This window comes from Ralstonia soli (genome assembly GCF_023955655.1).
Classification (GTDB): Bacteria; Pseudomonadota; Gammaproteobacteria; order Burkholderiales; family Burkholderiaceae; genus Ralstonia; species Ralstonia soli.
Genome location: NZ_JAMXHT010000006.1, coordinates 321,605 through 338,527, shown reverse-complemented (window position 1 = coordinate 338,527; position 16,923 = coordinate 321,605). Strand labels below are relative to the sequence as shown.

Below are 16,923 nucleotides of genomic sequence, written 5' to 3'. Positions count from 1 at the left end.
TCGACTCCGGCGCATGTGCGCGTTTCTCTTCTGTCGGAGTCTTTCATGGCTGGTTTCTCCATCCCCCGTTTGCTGGCTGCGGCGCGGTTGTTCTTAACCTCCGCGGCCGTTTCGTTTGCCTTGTTTGGTGCCGCCCCCGCGCGCGCGGCCGAACGCGAGGTCGTCATCGCCTATCAGGACATGGTGCTGCCGTGGCGCTACGCCCAGGCCACCGGCGAGGTCGAGCGCGCCACCGGCTACAAGGTGACCTACCGCCAGCTCGCCAGCGGCGCCGATGTGGTGCGCGCCATCGCGTCGGGCTCGGTGCAGATTGGCGAGGCGGGGTCGAGCCCGATTGCGGCCGGTGTGTCGCAGGGGGTGGATCTGTCGCTGTTCTGGATTCTCGACAACATCAATGATGCCGAGGCGCTGGTCGCCCGCAACGGCAGCGGCGTGGCGCGCGTGGCCGACCTGAAGGGCAAGACGCTGGGCGTGCCGTATGTGTCGACTTCGCACTTCCATGCGCTGGTGGCGCTGCAGCAGGCGGGGCTGGACCCGCGCGATGTGAAGGTCGTCAACCTGCGGCCACAGGAGTTGTCGGCCGCATGGGACCGGGGCGACGTCGATGCCGCCTTCATCTGGGACCCGGTGCTCGCCAAGGTGAAGAAGAACGGCACGGTGCTGACCACCTCCGGCAAGATCGCCGCCGCCACCGGCAAGTCGACGTTTGATGGCTTTGTGGCCGACCGCAAGTTTGCGCGTGACCATGCGGACTTCATTGCCAAGTTTGTTGAGGTACTGGCCAAGGCCGATGCGGCGTATCGCGACAACAAGGCCGCATGGACGGTGACGTCGCCGCAGGTGGCGGCCGTGGCCAAGACCTCGGGCGCGACGGCCGCCGATGTGCCGGCAAGCCTCGCGCTATATGCCTTTCCGGATGCAGCGGAGCAGGCTTCCAAGCGCTGGCTGGGCGGCGGCGCGCAGTCGGGGGCGGCGCAATCGCTGCTGGCCACGGCGCAGTTCCTGAAGACGCAGGGCACGATCCAGGCCGTGCTGCCGGATTACGGCGCCACCATCGATTCGCGCTTTGTGCAGCGCGTGGCAAGTGGCACGAAGGCCGTGGCAACGGCAGCGCGATGAGCCGCATCGATGTGCGCGGCCTGCGCGTCGACTATATCGGCACAGGCGGCGACGCGCGTGGCCGTACCACGCAAGCCTTGGGCGGTGTGGATCTGTCGATCACCGCAGGCGAGTTCGTCGTCGCACTGGGCGCATCGGGCTGCGGCAAGACCACGTTGCTGAACTGCCTGGCCGGTTTTGTTGCGCCGACGGCGGGGCAGATTTTGTTGGATGGACACGAGATCGACGGCCCGGGCGCGGAGCGCGGCGTGGTGTTCCAGCGCTACGGCCTCATGCCGTGGCTGAACGTGCGCGACAACGTGGCGCTCGGGCTCAAGCTGCGCGGCATCGATCGCAAGACACGCGATGCGCGCGCGCTTGAATTGCTGCGATGGGTCGGGCTGGAGGCGCATGCCACGTCGCCCGTGTATGCGTTGTCGGGCGGCATGCAGCAGCGCGTCGGCATTGCCCGCGCGCTGGCCACCGAGCCGCGCGTTTTGCTGATGGACGAGCCGATGGGCGCGCTAGACGCGTTCACGCGCGAAACCATGCAGACGCTGGTGCTCGACGTCTGGCAGCGCACCGGCACCACCGTCTTCTTCATCACGCACGACGTGGAGGAGGCATTGTTCCTGGCGACGCGGCTGGTGGTGATGTCGCCATCGCCGGGGCGGATTGTGCAAGCGTTCGATCTGCCGTTCTCGCGGCAGGCATTGGCGGGCAGCGACGCACGCGCGGTGAAGTCGTCGCCCGAATTCATTGCGTGGCGCGAGCGCGTGCTGGCGCTGATCCACCATAGCCCCGAGGAGCTGGCCGCATGAGCGCGATCGATACGGCGGTGTCCAAGGGCGCGCCGCCTGTTGAAGCAGCGACGCCTTCCACTCAACCTCCACGCAAGCTGCGCGGCTATCGGCTGCCGGGCGAGGGCAGTGCGTTGGGGTTGAGCGTGCTGTCGGTGAGTGGGCTGCTGGTGCTGTGGTGGGCGGCCACCACGTTCCACTGGGTACCGCCGCTGTTTCTGCCCTCGCCGCACGCGGTGTGGCGCGCATTCCTGGATGCGTGGCGTGGCGATATCCAAGGCGGGCAGCCACTGGCCGCGCACCTGGGCTGGAGCGCGCTACGGGTGTTCGGCGCATTCGCGTTGGCAGCCGTCACTGCCGTGCCAATCGGCTTGGCAATGGGTGTCTCCCGAACCGCGCGTGGCCTGCTGGACCCGCCCATCGAGTTCTACCGGCCGTTGCCGCCGCTGGCGTATCTGCCGCTGGTGGTCATCTGGCTCGGCATTGATGAGCGCGCCAAGATCGTCGTCATCTACCTTGCGTGTTTTGCACCGATTGCGATGGCCGCGCGCGCCGGCGTGCGCAGTGCCACGCGCGAGCAGATCAACGCCGCCTATGCGCTCGGCGCGAGTTTCACGCAGGTGGTGCGGCACGTGATCCTGCCGGCGGCGCTGCCGGAAATCCTCACCGGCTTGCGTATCGCCATCGGTTTTGGGTGGACCACGCTGGTGGCCGCCGAGATGGTGGCCGCCACGGTCGGCCTGGGGCAGATGGTGCTCAACGCGTCGAGCTTTCTGCGCACCGATCTCGTGGTCATGGGCATCGTGCTGATCGGCGCGATTGCGTGGGCGTTCGATCTGGCCATGCGCGCCATCGAAGCACGCGTGGTGCCCTGGAAGGGCCGCAGCTAGCCCTGCTTAGAAACTCCCCGTGAACTGATACCGTCCGCCCGGGTGCCACATGGTCGCCACCGAGGCGACCTGGCCCTGGGAGAGCGTCTTGCGCCGTAGCATCAGGCACGGCTCGCGCACGTCCATGTGCAGCATCTCGGCGATCTCGCGCGGTGGCAGGCGCGCCTCGATGCCGTAATCCACGCCCTGCAACGGGGCGGCGCGCATCAGGTAGGCGTTTGGCGTGGTCTGCGTGAAGTCCTGCTCCATGTACTCGGGCGCCAGCGCGGCATTCACCCAGCGGTCTTCCACCTGGATCGGCAGGTCGTTCTCGAAATGCACGATCAGCGAGTGGAATAGCAGGTAGCCCGTCGACACCCCAAACGAAGCCGCCAGCGCCTCATTGGCGCGTGCGCGTTCGAGCTTGTGCAGCTCGGCGCGGTGTTGATGGCCGCGTGCGGCAATTTCCTCGGCAATGTTGCGGATTGCCACCAGCGTCGCCTGGTATTTCTGCTGCGCGACGAACGTCCCCAGCCCCTGCACGCGCGTGAGGATCTGCTCGGCAGTCAGCTCGCGCAGCGCGCGGTTGACTGTCATGCGCGACACGCCAAAGGTCTGCGCCAGAGTCGTCTCCCCCGGAATCATCTCGCCCTCCTGCCATTCGCCGCTACGGATGCGGGCGAGGATGTCTTCCTTGATGCGCTGGAAGGCGGGGGTGCTGGCGGACTGATCTTGTGACATGGAGTCGACTTTCTGCGCCGGTTGGCGGCCGATGTGATGTGCGGATGGCAGTCATCATCAGGGTTTGCTCTTAGCTTGTAAAGTTTTCTTGCTTAACTTGTATATACAACATAAGATGCAGCCCATGCTCAAGGAGTTCGTAGGAGACCTCACATGAATGCCCCGACCAACGCTGCCCACCTGACCAACGACCCGCGCTACGATGCATCGCGCGAGATCCGCGCCCCGCGCGGCACCGAGCTGCACTGCAAGAGCTGGCTGACCGAAGCCGCCTACCGCATGCTGCAGAACAACCTCGACCCGGACGTGGCCGAGAACCCGAAGCACCTGGTTGTCTACGGCGGCATTGGCCGCGCCGCACGCGACTGGGCTTGCTACGACAAGATCCTGGAAACGCTGCGCGAGCTGAACGACGACGAATCGCTGCTGGTGCAATCTGGCAAGCCGGTCGGCGTGTTCAAGACGCACCCGGACGCCCCGCGCGTGCTGATCGCCAACTCCAACCTGGTGCCCAAGTGGGCGAACTGGGAACACTTCAACGAACTGGATCGCAAGGGCCTGTTCATGTACGGCCAGATGACGGCCGGCAGCTGGATCTACATCGGCAGCCAGGGCATCGTGCAAGGCACGTACGAGACGTTTGCCGAAGCCGGCCGCCAACATTACGACGGCAAGCTGGCCGGCAAGTGGATCCTGACCGCCGGCCTGGGCGGCATGGGCGGCGCGCAGCCGCTGGCCGCCACGCTGGCCGGTGCCGTGTCGCTGAACATCGAGTGCCAGCAATCGAGCATCGACTTCCGCCTGCGTACGCGTTACCTCGACAAGCAAGCCAAGGACATCGACGACGCATTCAACCTGATCCGCCACCATTGCGAGCGCGGCGAGGCCGTGTCGATCGGCCTGCTGGGCAATGCCGCGGAAATCTTGCCGGAGCTGGTCAAGCGTGCCCGCGCCGGCGGCCTGAAGCCGGATCTGGTGACCGACCAGACCTCGGCACATGATCTGGTCAACGGCTACCTGCCGATTGGCTGGACGGTCGAGCAATGGCGTGCTGCGCAACGCGATCCGTCGCAGCACGCCCGCCTGACCGACGAGGCTGCCAAGTCGTGCGCCGTGCACGTGCAAGCCATGCTCGACTTCCAGGCCATGGGCATCCCGACCGTTGATTACGGCAACAACATCCGCCAGGTCGCGTTCGACCAGGGTGTGAAGAACGCCTTCGATTTCCCGGGGTTCGTGCCGGCCTACATCCGCCCGCTGTTCTGCGAGGGCAAGGGCCCGTTCCGCTGGGTGGCGCTGTCGGGCGATCCGGAAGACATCTACAAGACCGACGCCAAGATCAAGGAACTCTTCCCGCACAACACGCACGTGCATCGCTGGCTCGACATGGCGCGTGACCGTATCGCCTTCCAGGGCCTGCCCGCACGTATCTGCTGGCTGGGCCTGGGCGAGCGTCACCTGGCCGGCCTGGCCTTCAACGAGATGGTCAAGAACGGCGAGCTGAAGGCCCCGATCGTGATCGGCCGTGACCACCTCGACACCGGCTCCGTCGCCAGCCCCAACCGTGAGACGGAATCGATGCGCGACGGCACGGATGCCGTGTCGGACTGGCCGCTGCTCAACGCGCTGCTCAACACCGCTGGTGGCGCGACATGGGTGTCGTTGCACCACGGCGGCGGCGTCGGCATGGGCTACTCGCAGCACTCGGGCGTGGTGATCGTGGCGGACGGCACGGAAGCCGCTGCCAAGCGCCTTGGCCGCGTGCTGGTCAACGACTCCGGCTCCGGCGTGATGCGCCATGCGGATGCCGGCTACGAGACTGCCATCGCCTGCGCCAAGCGCAACGGTTTGAACCTGCCGATGATCGGCTAAGTTAAAGACATCGACGATCCAAGATTTCCATGAACACCATGACCACGCCCCCCGTCCTGACGCTGCAACCCGGCGCGATGACCTTTGACGACCTGCGCCGCGTGTGGCTCGCGCCCACGCCTGTTGCGCTGTCGGGCGACTGCGCTGCCGCCATCGAGGCATCGGCTGCCACGGTGCAAGCCATCGTTGCCAAGGGCGACCCGGCTTACGGCATCAACACCGGGTTCGGCCTGCTGGCCAAGACGCAGATCCCCACGCACGAGCTGGAGCGCCTGCAACGCAACCTGATCCTGTCGCACGCCGTCGGCACCGGTGAGGACGTCAGCGACAGCGTTGCGCGCCTCGTGCTCCTGATGAAGGCAGCCAGCCTGGCACGCGGTTACTCGGGCGTGCGCCGTGTGGTGATCGACACGCTGCTGGCGCTGCTGAACGCGGGCATCACGCCGTGTATTCCGTCCAAGGGTTCGGTGGGTGCTTCGGGCGACCTGGCACCGCTGGCGCACATGACGCTGGCCCTGCTGGGCGAGGGCGATGTGCGCGTGAATGGCGTGCGCACCCCGGCACGCGAAGCACTGGCCGCCGCCGGCATCGAGCCGATCGCACTGGCCGCCAAGGAAGGTCTGGCGCTCATCAACGGCACGCAGGTGTCGACCGCGCTGGCGCTCAACGGCCTGTTCCTGGCCGAGCGTCTGTTGAAGGCCGCCACCGTGGCCGGTGCCCTATCGGTGGACGCCGCCAAGGGCAGCGATGCGCCGTTCGACCCGCGCGTGCATGCCGTGCGCGGCCAGCCGGGGCAGATTGCCACCGCCGCTGTCTATCGCAACCTGCTCGACGGCAGCGCCATCCGCCAGTCGCACCTGGTGGGCGACAAGCGCGTGCAGGATCCGTACAGCCTGCGCTGCCAGCCGCAAGTCATGGGCGCGTGCTTCGACCTGATCCGTCAGGCCGGCGGCACGCTGCTCACCGAAGCCAATGCGGTGACCGACAACCCGCTGGTCTACGCCGAAGCCGGTCAAGTCATCTCGGGCGGTAACTTCCATGCCGAGCCGGTGGCGTTTGCGGCCGACATGCTCGCCATGGCGATTGCCGAAATCGGCGCGCTGTCGGAGCGCCGGATTGCGCTGCTGATCGACGCCACGCTGTCGGGCCTGCCGCCGTTCCTGGTCGAGCAGCCGGGCCTGAACTCCGGCTTCATGATTGCGCACGTCACCGCCGCCGCGCTGGCCTCGGAAAACAAGACGTTTGCCCACCCGGCCAGCGTCGACAGCCTGCCGACTTCCGCCAACCAGGAAGACCACGTCAGCATGGCCACCTTCGCCGGCCGCCGTCTGCAGGACATGGCCGAGAACACCGCCACCATCGTCGGCATTGAAGCGCTGGCTGCCGCACAGGGTATCGATTTCCACAAGCCGCTGGCCACGTCCGACACGCTGCAACACGCGCACGGCTGCATCCGCGCGCGCGTGGCGTACTACGGTGAAGACCGCCTGTTCGCACCCGACATCGAAGCGGCCCGCCGCCTCGTTCTCGGTGGCGAACTGGGGGATTCGTGCCGTGCCCAACTGGCGGACCTTTCGCTCGCATGATCATGCTGGCCCAAGCCGAACCAAACGTCTGGCAGGGCCGCGTCGACGCGGAAGAGGGCCCGCTGGGCCTGCGCTGGCACCAGACGGTCCAGCGCGTTGAAGCATCGACGCCGCTGACCAATACCGTGGCGCTGGCGGGTTTCGCGTGCGACGCGGGTGTCGCGCGCAACCACGGGCGTACCGGTGCGCAGGCGGGGCCGAATGCCATCCGCAAGATGCTCGCCAACCTGCCGGCGCGTGCCGACCGCGTGGTCGTCGATGCGGGCGACGTGACGTGTCAGGGTGATGCGCTGGAAGCGGCGCAGGACGAACTGTCCGGCGTGCTGCATGACTTGCTCGATCGCGGCGCATTCCCCATCGGGCTGGGCGGCGGGCATGAGATTGCGTGGGCATCGTTTGGGGGCTTGGCGCGGCATCTGGCCGGCAAGTCAACGCAGGCGCCGCGCATCGGCATCCTCAACCTCGACGCGCATTTCGATTTGCGCGCGGGCGAGCGGGGGAGCTCCGGCACGCCGTTCCGCCAGATCGCCGAAGACTGCGCGCGACGCGGCTGGCCGTTCCACTACGCCTGCCTGGGCGTGAGCACGTATGCCAATACTGAGGCCCTGTTTGCCCGCGCCCGCCAACTCGGTGTGCGCTGGATGCACGACGACGAGATGGACGTCACGCAGCTCGCCCACGTGCTGCAGGTGGTCGACGTGTTCCTGAGCCAGGTCGACCACGTGTATCTGACGATGTGCCTCGACGTGCTGCCGGCCGGCGTCGCCCCCGGCGTGAGCGCACCGTCCGCACGCGGCGTGTCGATGGATGTGATCGAGCCCATCGTCGATCGCGTGGTCAGCTCGGGCAAGCTGCGGCTCGCCGATGTGGCGGAGCTCAACCCGTCGCTCGATATCGACAACCACACGGCCCGTGTCGCCGCCCGCCTCGTTGCGCGCGTGGCCGATGGTATTGGCCTGCAAGGAACCGCTCATGGCTGACCTGCACTGGGATGCGCTCTGGACCAACGTCCACCTCGCCACGCTGGCGGCCGATGCTGACGGCTACGGCGAGATCCGCGACGGTGCCATCGCCGTCAAAGATGGACGCATTGCGTGGCTCGGTGCGCGTGCCGACCTGCCCGCCAACGCGCGCGCCACACGCGAGCACGACGGGCGCGGCGCCTGGCTCACGCCCGGCCTGATCGACTGCCACACGCACCTCGTCTACGCCGGCAACCGCAGCAATGAATTCGAAGCGCGCCTGAACGGCGTGCCGTATGAAGAGATCGCCCGCGCGGGCGGCGGCATCCTTTCCACCGTACGCGCCACACGTGCGGCGAGCGTTGATGCGTTGGCCGAAGCCAGCCTGCCGCGCCTGAACGCGCTGCGCGCCGAGGGCGTGACCACCGTCGAAATCAAATCCGGCTATGGCCTGAACCTGGAAACCGAGCGCCGCATGCTGCGCGTCGCACGCCGCTTCGGCCAGACCTTCCCGGTGCGCGTGCGCACGACGTTCCTGGGGGCGCACGCCGTGCCGCCCGAGTTCGCCGGCCGTGCCGATGACTACATCGATCACCTCTGCGCCGACGTGCTACCCGCGCTCGCCGCCGAAGGCCTCGTCGATGCCGTCGATGCCTTCTGCGAAACCATCGGGTTCTCGCCCGCGCAGACAGCACGCATGTTCGACGCCGCACAGCGTCTTGGCCTGCCGGTCAAGCTGCATGCCGAACAGCTCTCTGACCAGGGCGGGGCAGCACTGGTGGCGCGTTACGGCGGCCTGTCTGCCGACCACCTCGAATGCCTGACCGACGCGGGCGTTGCGGCCATGGCGCAAGCGGGCACCGTGGCGGTGCTGCTGCCCGGCGCGTTCTATTGCCTGCGCGAGACCCGCCTGCCGCCGATGGCCGCCCTGCGCGCCGCCGGTGTGCCGATGGCCGTGTCGACCGACTGCAACCCCGGCACCTCACCGCTCTCGTCGCTGCTGCTGGCGATGAACATGGCGTGCACGCTGTTCCGCCTGACGCCGCTGGAAGCGCTGACGGGTGCCACGCGCCATGCCGCCGCCGCGCTCGGCCTGTCGGGCACGTGCGGTGTGCTCGCCCCGGGGTGTGTGGCCGACTTCGCGCTCTGGCGCATCGAACGGCCCGCGGACCTGGCCTATGCGATGGGCCTCAACCCCTGCGTGGGCGTGGTCAAGGACGGTGCCGTGGTGGCGTAAGGAACCCGCGATGACTCGGCTCGTATAATCGGCCGGGTCACTCGCGAACCCGCGTCCCATGCCCTTTTTGCCCGAACCTCTGTTTCAGCACGGCCAGCCCGATCGCGCGGCGATCCTGCTGGTCAACCTCGGCACGCCCGACGGTACCTCGCCGCGCGAAGTGGGCCGTTACCTACGGCAGTTCCTGTCCGATCCGCGTGTGGTGGAGATCCCGCGCGCGGCGTGGTGGTTCATCCTCAACGTGCTGATCCTGCCGCTGCGCTCCCGCGCGTCGGCGCACAAGTACGAAAGCATCTGGCTGCGCGAGGCCAATATGACGGGCTCGCCGCTGCTGGTCTACAGCGAACGCCAGGCGCACGCGCTGCAGCAGTTGCTGAACGCGCAAGGCCACGACGTGGTGGTCGCTTGTGCGATGCGCTACGGCAATCCGTCGATCCCATCGGTCATGCAAGCGCTGCGCAAGCAGGGGGTGGAGCGCATCCTCGTGCTGCCGATGTATCCGCAGTATTCCGGCACCACCACGGCTACCGCGTTCGACGAAGTCTTCCGCGTGCTCGGTGAGATGCGTAATCAGCCGGAACTGCGGCTGGTCAAGCATTTCCACGACGACCCGGCCTACATCAACGCGCTGCACCAGCAGGTCGGCGCGTACTGGGCGCAGCATGGCGCGCCGGACTTCGCGCGTGGCGACAAGCTGCTGCTGTCGTTCCACGGCGTGCCGCGCCGCACGCTAGAACTGGGCGACCCGTACCACTGCGAATGCCTGAAGACCGGCCGCCTGCTGGGCGAAGCGCTGGGCCTGCGGCCGGGTCAGTACCTCGTCACGTTCCAGTCGCGCTTTGGCCGCGCTGAATGGCTCCAGCCGTACACGGCCCCGACGCTGGAAGAGCTCGGCCGTGTCGGCACCAACCGCGTCGACGTGTTCTGCCCGGGCTTTCCGGCCGATTGCCTGGAGACGCTGGAGGAGATTGCCATGGAAGGGCAGTCCACTTTCCGCGTCGCCGGCGGCAAGGATTTCCACTACATCCCGTGCCTGAATGACAACGAGGCATGGATTGCCGGCATCGCCGACATTGCGCTGGCGCATCTGCAGGGCTGGCCGTTGACGCTCACGCATCCGCATGTGCTCGAAGCCAGCCGCACGCGTGCGCAGAGCAAGGGTGCGGCAGCATGAGCAGTGAGCACGGGCCCCATGTCGTGGTGATGTGGGCGGGGAAACGCACGACCGCGGAGGCTTGTCGCCAGCGACACTGCCAAGCCCGCAGGGCCGCCCGGCGTACGGAGGTGGCCGCATGAAGGTGAGCACCGAAGCCACGGACCGCGTCCGCATCGACAAATGGTTGTGGGCGGCACGCTTCTTCAAGACGCGCTCGCAGGCGACCGACGCCGTGGAGCGCGGCCGCGTCCAGATCAACGACCAGCCGGTCCGTCCCGCCAAGGACGTCAAGATTGGTGACCACGTGCGGGTGCACGCGCATGAACAGCAGTGGGAAGTACGGGTGTTGGCGTTGGCTGAAGTGCGTGGCCCCGCCTCGGTTGCGCAAACGCTCTATGCCGAGACGGACGCGAGTCGCTTAAAACGCGAGGAGAGCGCCGACAGGCGCCGGCTGTATCGCGAACCCGCCACGCAGATCGCCGGCCGGCCGACTAAGCGCGACCGGCGGCGCCTCGACAAGCTCGGCGAAGAATGAAGCATGCCGCGCGAGTGTGTGCTAACTTGATAGGCCCAGACCGCGGGGCAACTGCATCTGCGCTGGTTTGCTGATGTAGTGCTTGAAGAAGGCCTTGCCGCTGCCGTATTCCGTGTAGCGCGGCGTGACGGCACCGGACAGGCAGATGAATGTGGTGGCTGCGGTGAGCGTCAACAGCAGCAACACAGTGAGAACAGGCAGCTTGTTGTGCATGGTACGAACCCTCAAAGAAGCTCGCGCCCCCCGATTTTTTCTTGCATCATAGGTGGCCGATTGGGGCACCGCAATTGCCGTGCCGTTGCAGTCTGATGAAAGTTGTAACCCGATATTTCGTGATGCATGGTGCACAGTTACCGCGCATCCTGCGCCCTTGAAAAGCGCGCCAAATGCCCCATAACGGGGACAAATCGTTCGTAAAAATCCAGCGGATCGTCGTCAGGCACATGCCGTGCGTCGATCCCTTTACACAGCGCTATGAAACACACTTCGGAAACCCCCTCGACCCCGGATACGCAAGCGGACACGCAAGCCGCCCAACCGCCCCAATCGCACGCCGGTCAGGCCGCCAACGCCTATTCGAGCCAGGCTCAGCGCGCGAGCGCCGATGCCCAGGCCGTTGCCGGTGACGAAGCCGCCGTGGCCGAAGCCGTGGCGGATGTGGACGTCGCCGAATTGCGCCGTCAACTGGAAGCCGCAGAAGAAAAGGCTCGCCAGAACTATGAAAACTGGGCCCGCGCCACGGCCGAAGGCGAGAACATCCGCCGCCGCGGCCAGGACGATGTGGCCAAGGCGCACAAATTCGCCATCGAAGGCTTTGCCGAATACCTGCTGCCCGTGATGGACAGCCTGCAGGCCGCCCTGGCCGATACGTCGGGCGATGCCACGAAGCTGCGCGAGGGCGTCGAGCTCACGCTCAAGCAGCTCTACGCCGCGTTCGAGAAGGGCCGTGTGACCGAGCTGAACCCGGTGGGTGAGAAGTTTGACCCGCATCGCCATCAGGCCATCTCGATGGTGCCGGCCGACCAGGAAGCCAACACCGTGGTGGCCGTGCTCCAGCGCGGCTACACGCTGGCCGATCGCGTGCTGCGTCCCGCGCTGGTGACGGTCGCTGCGCCTAAGTAAGCCAACACGCTCCATGATCCAGAACGCCGTTGCCTCGCATGCCGTACCTGCCGCACGTCCGGTCGATAAGACCGCGTTCGCGGCGTTTGGCATGCGCGAGGTCAACGGCGAGACCATCGACGCGGCCATTGCGGCGGCGGGCGATGACCTCGTCTGCGTGTTCTTCTGGGGCGTCGATTGCTTCAACTGCGAGATGGCCAAGCAGGCCATGCTCGCGCAGCCTGCGCTCGTGCGTGAACTGCGGCTGCACTGGCTGCACGCCAACGTCTACGAACACCCCGAGTTGGGCCAGCGCTTTGGCCTGCACGGCATTCCGGTGTTCCTGTTCTTTCATCGTGGCAAGAAGCTAGGCCGGGCGACCGGCTGGCACGGCCACGCGCAGTTTGCCGCCGCTGTTGCCAATGCACGCAACAAGCTGGCTGGCAAGCCGCTCGTCTGAGGCCGCGTCCAACATGACGTTGATGCCGATGGCTGCGGCCTTCCTCTTCTCTTCGTCTTTCCGTGCCGTGCGCCCGAAGCGCGTGGCGCGCACCTTGCCGCGCGCCGCTCAGGCGATGACCGCGGCCCTTGCCGCCGCCCGGCGGTTGTCCTAGTGCCCTAGCGGCACCTTGCCGCCGGGCCACCTCTCACCGCTTCACAGCATCACTGCCGACCGGCGCACGCGCCCTGTCAGCTTCCAGCCAATGCCGGGCTTTCACGCCGTCGGCGGCGGCATCAATCCGTGTTCAAGACCATTCGTAGGAGATCGCCATGTCCAAACCAGCCGCCATCTACTTGACCGAGCTCGACCTCACCCGCCTGGAAAACGCCGCTGTCCGCGCCGGCAACAGCTCGGCACTGGCCGAGTTGGTCGATGACCTGATCGCCCGTGCCAACGTGGTGCCGGGCAACAAGATCCCCGCCGATGTGGTGACGATGAATTCGGTCGTGCGCGTGGTGGACGACGCGGGCGCCGAGCAGGAGTGGACACTGGTCTACCCCGAAGAGGCCAACGTGAGCTCCGCCAAGCTGTCGGTGCTCTCGCCGATGGGTGCAGCGCTGCTGGGTGCGCGTGCGGGCAAGTCGGTCAAGTACTCATCACCCAATGGTGCCCAGCACTCGCTGCGCATCGAGCGCGTTGCTTTCCAGCCCGAGGCGAGCGGCCAGCACACGCTTTAACCAGCCCACTGTCCAGAACCGGTCTGCGATCTGTAGCGAGCGGCCCGAAGTTGGTCTGGGAAGCGCAGCCGTACACGTGTACGGCGCGCATCGCAAGGCCAGATTGGATCGCGCGGCAGGACCGCGAACCCGTTCTCAGCGCGAGAGGCTGTACCCGACGCGCAACTGCGAGCCCAGCTTGTGGTTGTAGTCGAGCAGGCTCTCGCCGTAGCCGGTGAAGTACTGGACGAACAGGTAGCCGGCCGTTCCGCTGAAGATGCGGCTCATCGGGTAGCTGAGTTGCGCGTCGACGCTGCCATAAGCCTTGCGTGTGCCCTTGCGCAGCGTGGCTGCCAGCTCCCAGCCATTGGGAGCGCCATACGAGACGCGGAAGTCGCCAAAACCACGGTAATGCGCGATGTCGGTGTTGCCGGTGCGCGTGAGGTAGGCGTACAGCTTGGGCTCGAACTTCCAGTGGTAGTCGTTCAGGTCGCCAAAGTGGAAGGTCGGGCGCACGAAGACAGTGTTGATGGCGCGCGAGGCGTCGCCGTCGCGGCCGTTCGATTCGTGCTCGATGCCGCCCGCGAACGACAGCCGCGTGAGCGCGCCGCCCTGGAGGCCGCTCGGGATGTCGATATTGGGCCGGTAGTAAAAGACGCTCGGCCGGTAGTTCGTATCGCGGAACGGCGCCGATTCCTTGCCCAGATCCCACAGCGAAAACTGCGTATAACCGAAGTACAGGTTGTCCAGAAAGGCGGCCGATGCCGGGTTCTCCGGCTGGAAAACCCGGAACTTGAAGCTCAACTGGAACTTGACGTTCAGGCCCTCGTGCGCGCCCACGGTAGCGAACATGGGCTCGTGGAAGGTCAGTCGCGCGGTTTCTTCCGCAGGGCGCAGCGTTTCGCCGGCACCGGCAACCGTCACGGGTGCGGGCGGTGCAACGTTTGCATCGGCAGGCTGGGCGCTCGGGTTGGCCCCCAATGCGCCCCCCGGGCGAACGCCGTTGGCAGCAGCGTTGCGGACGGCACCGGCGGGTGCGCCTTCCGCGGCGATCTGCGGGGCGTCGGCGCCACGCACCAGCGTGACGAGCACGGGTGCCGCATCCAGGTCCGGCATGTCGATGCGGACCGTGCCGCGCAGCACCTCGGGCAGCGTGCCGGTATAAGCGACGGTGCGGACTTGGCCCGGACGCAGGTGCAGCGTTTCGGCGCCGCCGCTGTGTCGATTGAGCGTCACTTCAACGGCGCCTTGCAGATCAGCGGTGGCGGTCACGCGCAGTTTTGCGGGCACGGCATAGCTGCGCTGGGCCGCATCGCCCGAGATCACGAGCGTCAGGGTGAAGGGCTGATTGGCATCGATGCGGCGGGACGGCTGGAGCACGGCAACGGCCGCATCGGCGGAGGGCACGGCGCATGCGGCAAGCACAGCGGCGGCAAGAACGGAGCGGAAAGGGGACAAAGGCATGGGCGCAAAGGCCAGCGGAGGGTTCCGGCAAATGGCAATGGGCGCAAGGGTACCATCCTGACCTTTGATGCCCGGTTTGCCGCGCTGAGCGTTCAAAACGGCCGTTTTTGCCTGGGAGCGCACGTTTTCGGGTGCTTTCCCAAGAAAAACCGGCCAAAATGCTCAACTTTTCAAAAATCGGCCTTGAAAAGCCGGACGGCACTCCCACATCCGAGCCAAGTTTGTATTTCAGTGCAGTCCTGACACCAGATTCGAGGAGCAAGAACATGGGCAAAATCATCGGTATCGACCTGGGTACCACCAACAGCTGCGTCTCCATCATGGAGGGCAACACCCCCAAGGTGATCGAGAACGCCGAAGGCGCTCGCACCACCCCGTCGATCATCGCCTACATGGAAGACGGCGAGATCCTGGTCGGCGCGCCGGCCAAGCGCCAGGCCGTCACCAACCCGAAGAACACGCTGTACGCAGTCAAGCGCCTGATCGGCCGCAAGTTTGAAGAGAAGGAAGTCCAGAAGGACATCGGCCTGATGCCGTATTCCATCGTCAAGGCCGACAATGGCGACGCCTGGGTGGAAGTGCGCGGCCAGAAGCTGGCACCGCCGCAAATCTCGGCGGAAACCCTGCGCAAGATGAAGAAGACCGCCGAGGACTACCTGGGCGAGGAAGTGACCGAAGCCGTGATCACGGTGCCGGCGTACTTCAACGATTCGCAGCGCCAGGCGACCAAGGACGCCGGCCGCATCGCCGGTCTGGACGTCAAGCGCATCATCAACGAGCCGACAGCGGCTGCGCTGGCGTTCGGCCTGGACAAGAACGAGAAGGGCGACCGCAAGATCGCCGTGTATGACCTCGGCGGCGGTACGTTCGACATCTCGATCATCGAGATCGCCGACGTGGACGGCGAAAAGCAGTTCGAAGTGCTGTCGACCAACGGCGATACGTTCCTGGGCGGCGAAGACTTTGACCAGCGCATCATCGATTACATCATCGGCGAGTTCAAGAAGGACCAAGGGGTCGACCTGAGCAAGGACGTGCTCGCGCTGCAACGCCTGAAGGAAGCCGCTGAAAAGGCCAAGATCGAGCTGTCGAGCACGCAACAGACCGAGATTAACCTGCCGTACATCACGGCCGACGCATCCGGTCCGAAGCACTTGAACCTGAAGATCACGCGCGCCAAGCTGGAAGCGCTGGTTGAAGACCTGATCGCCCGTACGATCGATCCGTGCCGCACCGCCATCAAGGATGCTGGCGTGAAAGTGTCGGACATCCACGACGTGATCCTGGTCGGCGGCATGACGCGTATGCCGAAGGTGCAGGAGAAGGTGAAGGAGTTCTTCGGCAAGGAAGCCCGCAAGGACGTGAACCCGGACGAAGCTGTCGCCGTGGGCGCCGCCATCCAGGGTCAGGTGCTGGGCGGTGACCGTACCGACGTGCTGCTGCTGGACGTGACGCCGCTGTCGCTGGGCATCGAAACGCTGGGTGGCGTGATGACCAAGATGATCGGCAAGAACACGACCATCCCGACCAAGTTCTCGCAGACCTTCTCGACCGCCGACGACAACCAGCCGGCCGTGACGATCAAGGTCTACCAGGGCGAGCGCGAGATGGCCTCCGGCAACAAGATGCTGGGCGAATTCAACCTCGAAGGCATTCCGCCGGCACCGCGCGGCACGCCGCAGATTGAAGTGTCGTTCGACATCGACGCCAACGGCATTCTGCACGTGGGCGCCAAGGACAAGGCGACCGGCAAGGAAAACAAGATCACGATCAAGGCAAGCTCCGGCCTGTCGGAAGCCGAGATCGAGCGCATGGTGAAGGACGCCGAGGCCAACGCCGAGGAAGACAAGAAGCTGCGCGAACTGGTCGACTCCCGTAACCAGGGCGAAGCGCTGGTGCACTCGACCAAGAAGGCCCTGGGCGAGTACGGCGACAAGCTCGAAGCTGGCGAGAAGGACAAGATCGAAGCCGCGATCAAGGAACTTGAAGAAGCCCTGAAGGGTACCGACAAGGCCGCGATCGACGCCAAGGTGGAAGCGCTGGCTACGGCCTCGCAGAAGCTGGGCGAGAAGGTCTATGCCGATATGCAGGCCAAGGGTGAAGCGGGCGGTGCTGAACAAGCCGCCGGTGCCCAGGCAGGTGCCCAAGCCGGTCACGGTGCGCCGCACGACGATAACGTCGTCGACGCCGAGTTCAAGGAAGTGAACGACAAGAAGTAAGCCTGAGTCCGCCGCGGCGGACTTGAGGGTACGCCGGGCAGTGGCCATCGGGTGGCGCGGGACGCACCTGATGCCATGCTCGGCTTTTTTGCTATTCGACACGCAGTAAAAAACAGGCGACGACT

17 protein-coding genes are annotated in these 16,923 nt (G+C 66.0%); 14 read left to right on the top strand and 3 right to left on the bottom strand.

From position 1 onward, the window contains the following. The first annotated feature begins 45 nt into the window (after positions 1–45). From tauA to NG900_RS17550, 3 genes are read left to right on the top strand one after another with little or no spacing between them, the layout of a single operon-like run. On the top strand, positions 46–1,119 hold the full coding sequence (gene tauA / locus NG900_RS17560; RefSeq protein ID WP_252682643.1) for a taurine ABC transporter substrate-binding protein: 1,074 nt from the start codon (positions 46–48) through the stop codon (positions 1,117–1,119). Further along, positions 1,116–1,919, top strand: coding sequence for a taurine ABC transporter ATP-binding protein (locus NG900_RS17555; RefSeq protein WP_252682642.1), 804 nt, complete (start codon positions 1,116–1,118; stop codon positions 1,917–1,919). The genes tauA and NG900_RS17555 overlap by 4 nt, the downstream gene beginning before the upstream one ends. Then, complete coding sequence (locus NG900_RS17550; protein WP_252682641.1) at positions 1,916–2,788, top strand: ABC transporter permease subunit; 873 nt, start codon at positions 1,916–1,918, stop codon at positions 2,786–2,788. Before NG900_RS17555 ends, NG900_RS17550 begins: the two co-directional genes overlap by 4 nt. Positions 2,789–2,794: 6 nt before the next feature. Here NG900_RS17550 and hutC read toward each other — a convergent pair whose 3' ends face one another. Beyond that, entirely contained in the window at positions 2,795–3,508 is a 714-nt protein-coding gene (gene hutC, locus NG900_RS17545; RefSeq protein WP_252682640.1) for a histidine utilization repressor, read from the bottom strand. Positions 3,509–3,661: 153 nt separating this feature from the next. Here hutC and hutU point away from each other — a divergent pair, with 153 nt between their 5' ends. The 6 genes from hutU (at position 3,662) to NG900_RS17515 (ending at position 10,856) form a co-directional block, all read left to right on the top strand. After that, on the top strand, positions 3,662–5,380 hold the full coding sequence (gene hutU, locus NG900_RS17540; protein ID WP_252682639.1) for a urocanate hydratase: 1,719 nt from the start codon (positions 3,662–3,664) through the stop codon (positions 5,378–5,380). A gap of 29 nt (positions 5,381–5,409) precedes the next feature. Further along, entirely contained in the window at positions 5,410–6,966 is a 1,557-nt protein-coding gene (hutH, locus tag NG900_RS17535) for a histidine ammonia-lyase (RefSeq protein ID WP_252682638.1), read from the top strand. Between the two features lie 2 nt (positions 6,967–6,968). Next, positions 6,969–7,946: a formimidoylglutamase gene (gene hutG / locus NG900_RS17530; protein ID WP_420804167.1), complete on the top strand. Its 978-nt coding sequence runs from the start codon at positions 6,969–6,971 to the stop codon at positions 7,944–7,946. Then, positions 7,939–9,165: an imidazolonepropionase gene (gene hutI, locus NG900_RS17525; RefSeq protein ID WP_252682636.1), complete on the top strand. Its 1,227-nt coding sequence runs from the start codon at positions 7,939–7,941 to the stop codon at positions 9,163–9,165. The genes hutG and hutI overlap by 8 nt, the downstream gene beginning before the upstream one ends. A 58-nt stretch (positions 9,166–9,223) precedes the next feature. After that, a complete protein-coding gene (gene hemH / locus NG900_RS17520; protein ID WP_252682635.1) occupies positions 9,224–10,339 on the top strand; it encodes a ferrochelatase in 1,116 nt (371 codons plus the stop codon). A gap of 118 nt (positions 10,340–10,457) precedes the next feature. Next, positions 10,458–10,856, top strand: coding sequence for an RNA-binding S4 domain-containing protein (locus NG900_RS17515; protein WP_252682634.1), 399 nt, complete (start codon positions 10,458–10,460; stop codon positions 10,854–10,856). A 21-nt stretch (positions 10,857–10,877) separates the two neighbouring features. Here NG900_RS17515 and NG900_RS17510 read toward each other — a convergent pair whose 3' ends face one another. After that, positions 10,878–11,069, bottom strand: coding sequence for a hypothetical protein (locus NG900_RS17510; protein ID WP_252682633.1), 192 nt, complete (start codon positions 11,067–11,069; stop codon positions 10,878–10,880). Positions 11,070–11,330: 261 nt separating this feature from the next. On the opposite strand from NG900_RS17510, the gene grpE reads away from it, so the two are divergent. The 4 genes from grpE to rnk all read left to right on the top strand — a co-directional run bounded on the left by grpE (position 11,331) and on the right by rnk (position 13,136). Continuing rightward, on the top strand, positions 11,331–11,978 hold the full coding sequence (gene grpE / locus NG900_RS17505; RefSeq protein WP_252682632.1) for a nucleotide exchange factor GrpE: 648 nt from the start codon (positions 11,331–11,333) through the stop codon (positions 11,976–11,978). A gap of 13 nt (positions 11,979–11,991) precedes the next feature. Next, positions 11,992–12,417, top strand: a complete 426-nt coding sequence (locus NG900_RS17500; protein WP_252682631.1) for a thioredoxin family protein — start codon at positions 11,992–11,994, stop codon at positions 12,415–12,417. 13 nt (positions 12,418–12,430) lie between these two features. Further along, positions 12,431–12,571: a hypothetical protein gene (locus NG900_RS17495; RefSeq protein ID WP_252682630.1), complete on the top strand. Its 141-nt coding sequence runs from the start codon at positions 12,431–12,433 to the stop codon at positions 12,569–12,571. 157 nt (positions 12,572–12,728) lie between these two features. Next, complete coding sequence (gene rnk, locus NG900_RS17490; RefSeq protein WP_252682629.1) at positions 12,729–13,136, top strand: nucleoside diphosphate kinase regulator; 408 nt, start codon at positions 12,729–12,731, stop codon at positions 13,134–13,136. 135 nt (positions 13,137–13,271) lie between these two features. Here the strand turns inward: rnk and NG900_RS17485 are convergent, their stop codons facing one another. Further along, positions 13,272–14,579 (bottom strand): phospholipase A, encoded by a 1,308-nt coding sequence (locus NG900_RS17485; RefSeq protein WP_252682628.1) that lies wholly within the window; start codon positions 14,577–14,579, stop codon positions 13,272–13,274. Positions 14,580–14,845: 266 nt separating this feature from the next. Between NG900_RS17485 and dnaK the strand changes: the two genes are divergently transcribed. Further along, positions 14,846–16,798, top strand: coding sequence for a molecular chaperone DnaK (gene dnaK, locus NG900_RS17480; protein WP_252682627.1), 1,953 nt, complete (start codon positions 14,846–14,848; stop codon positions 16,796–16,798). Positions 16,799–16,923: the final 125 nt, after the last annotated feature.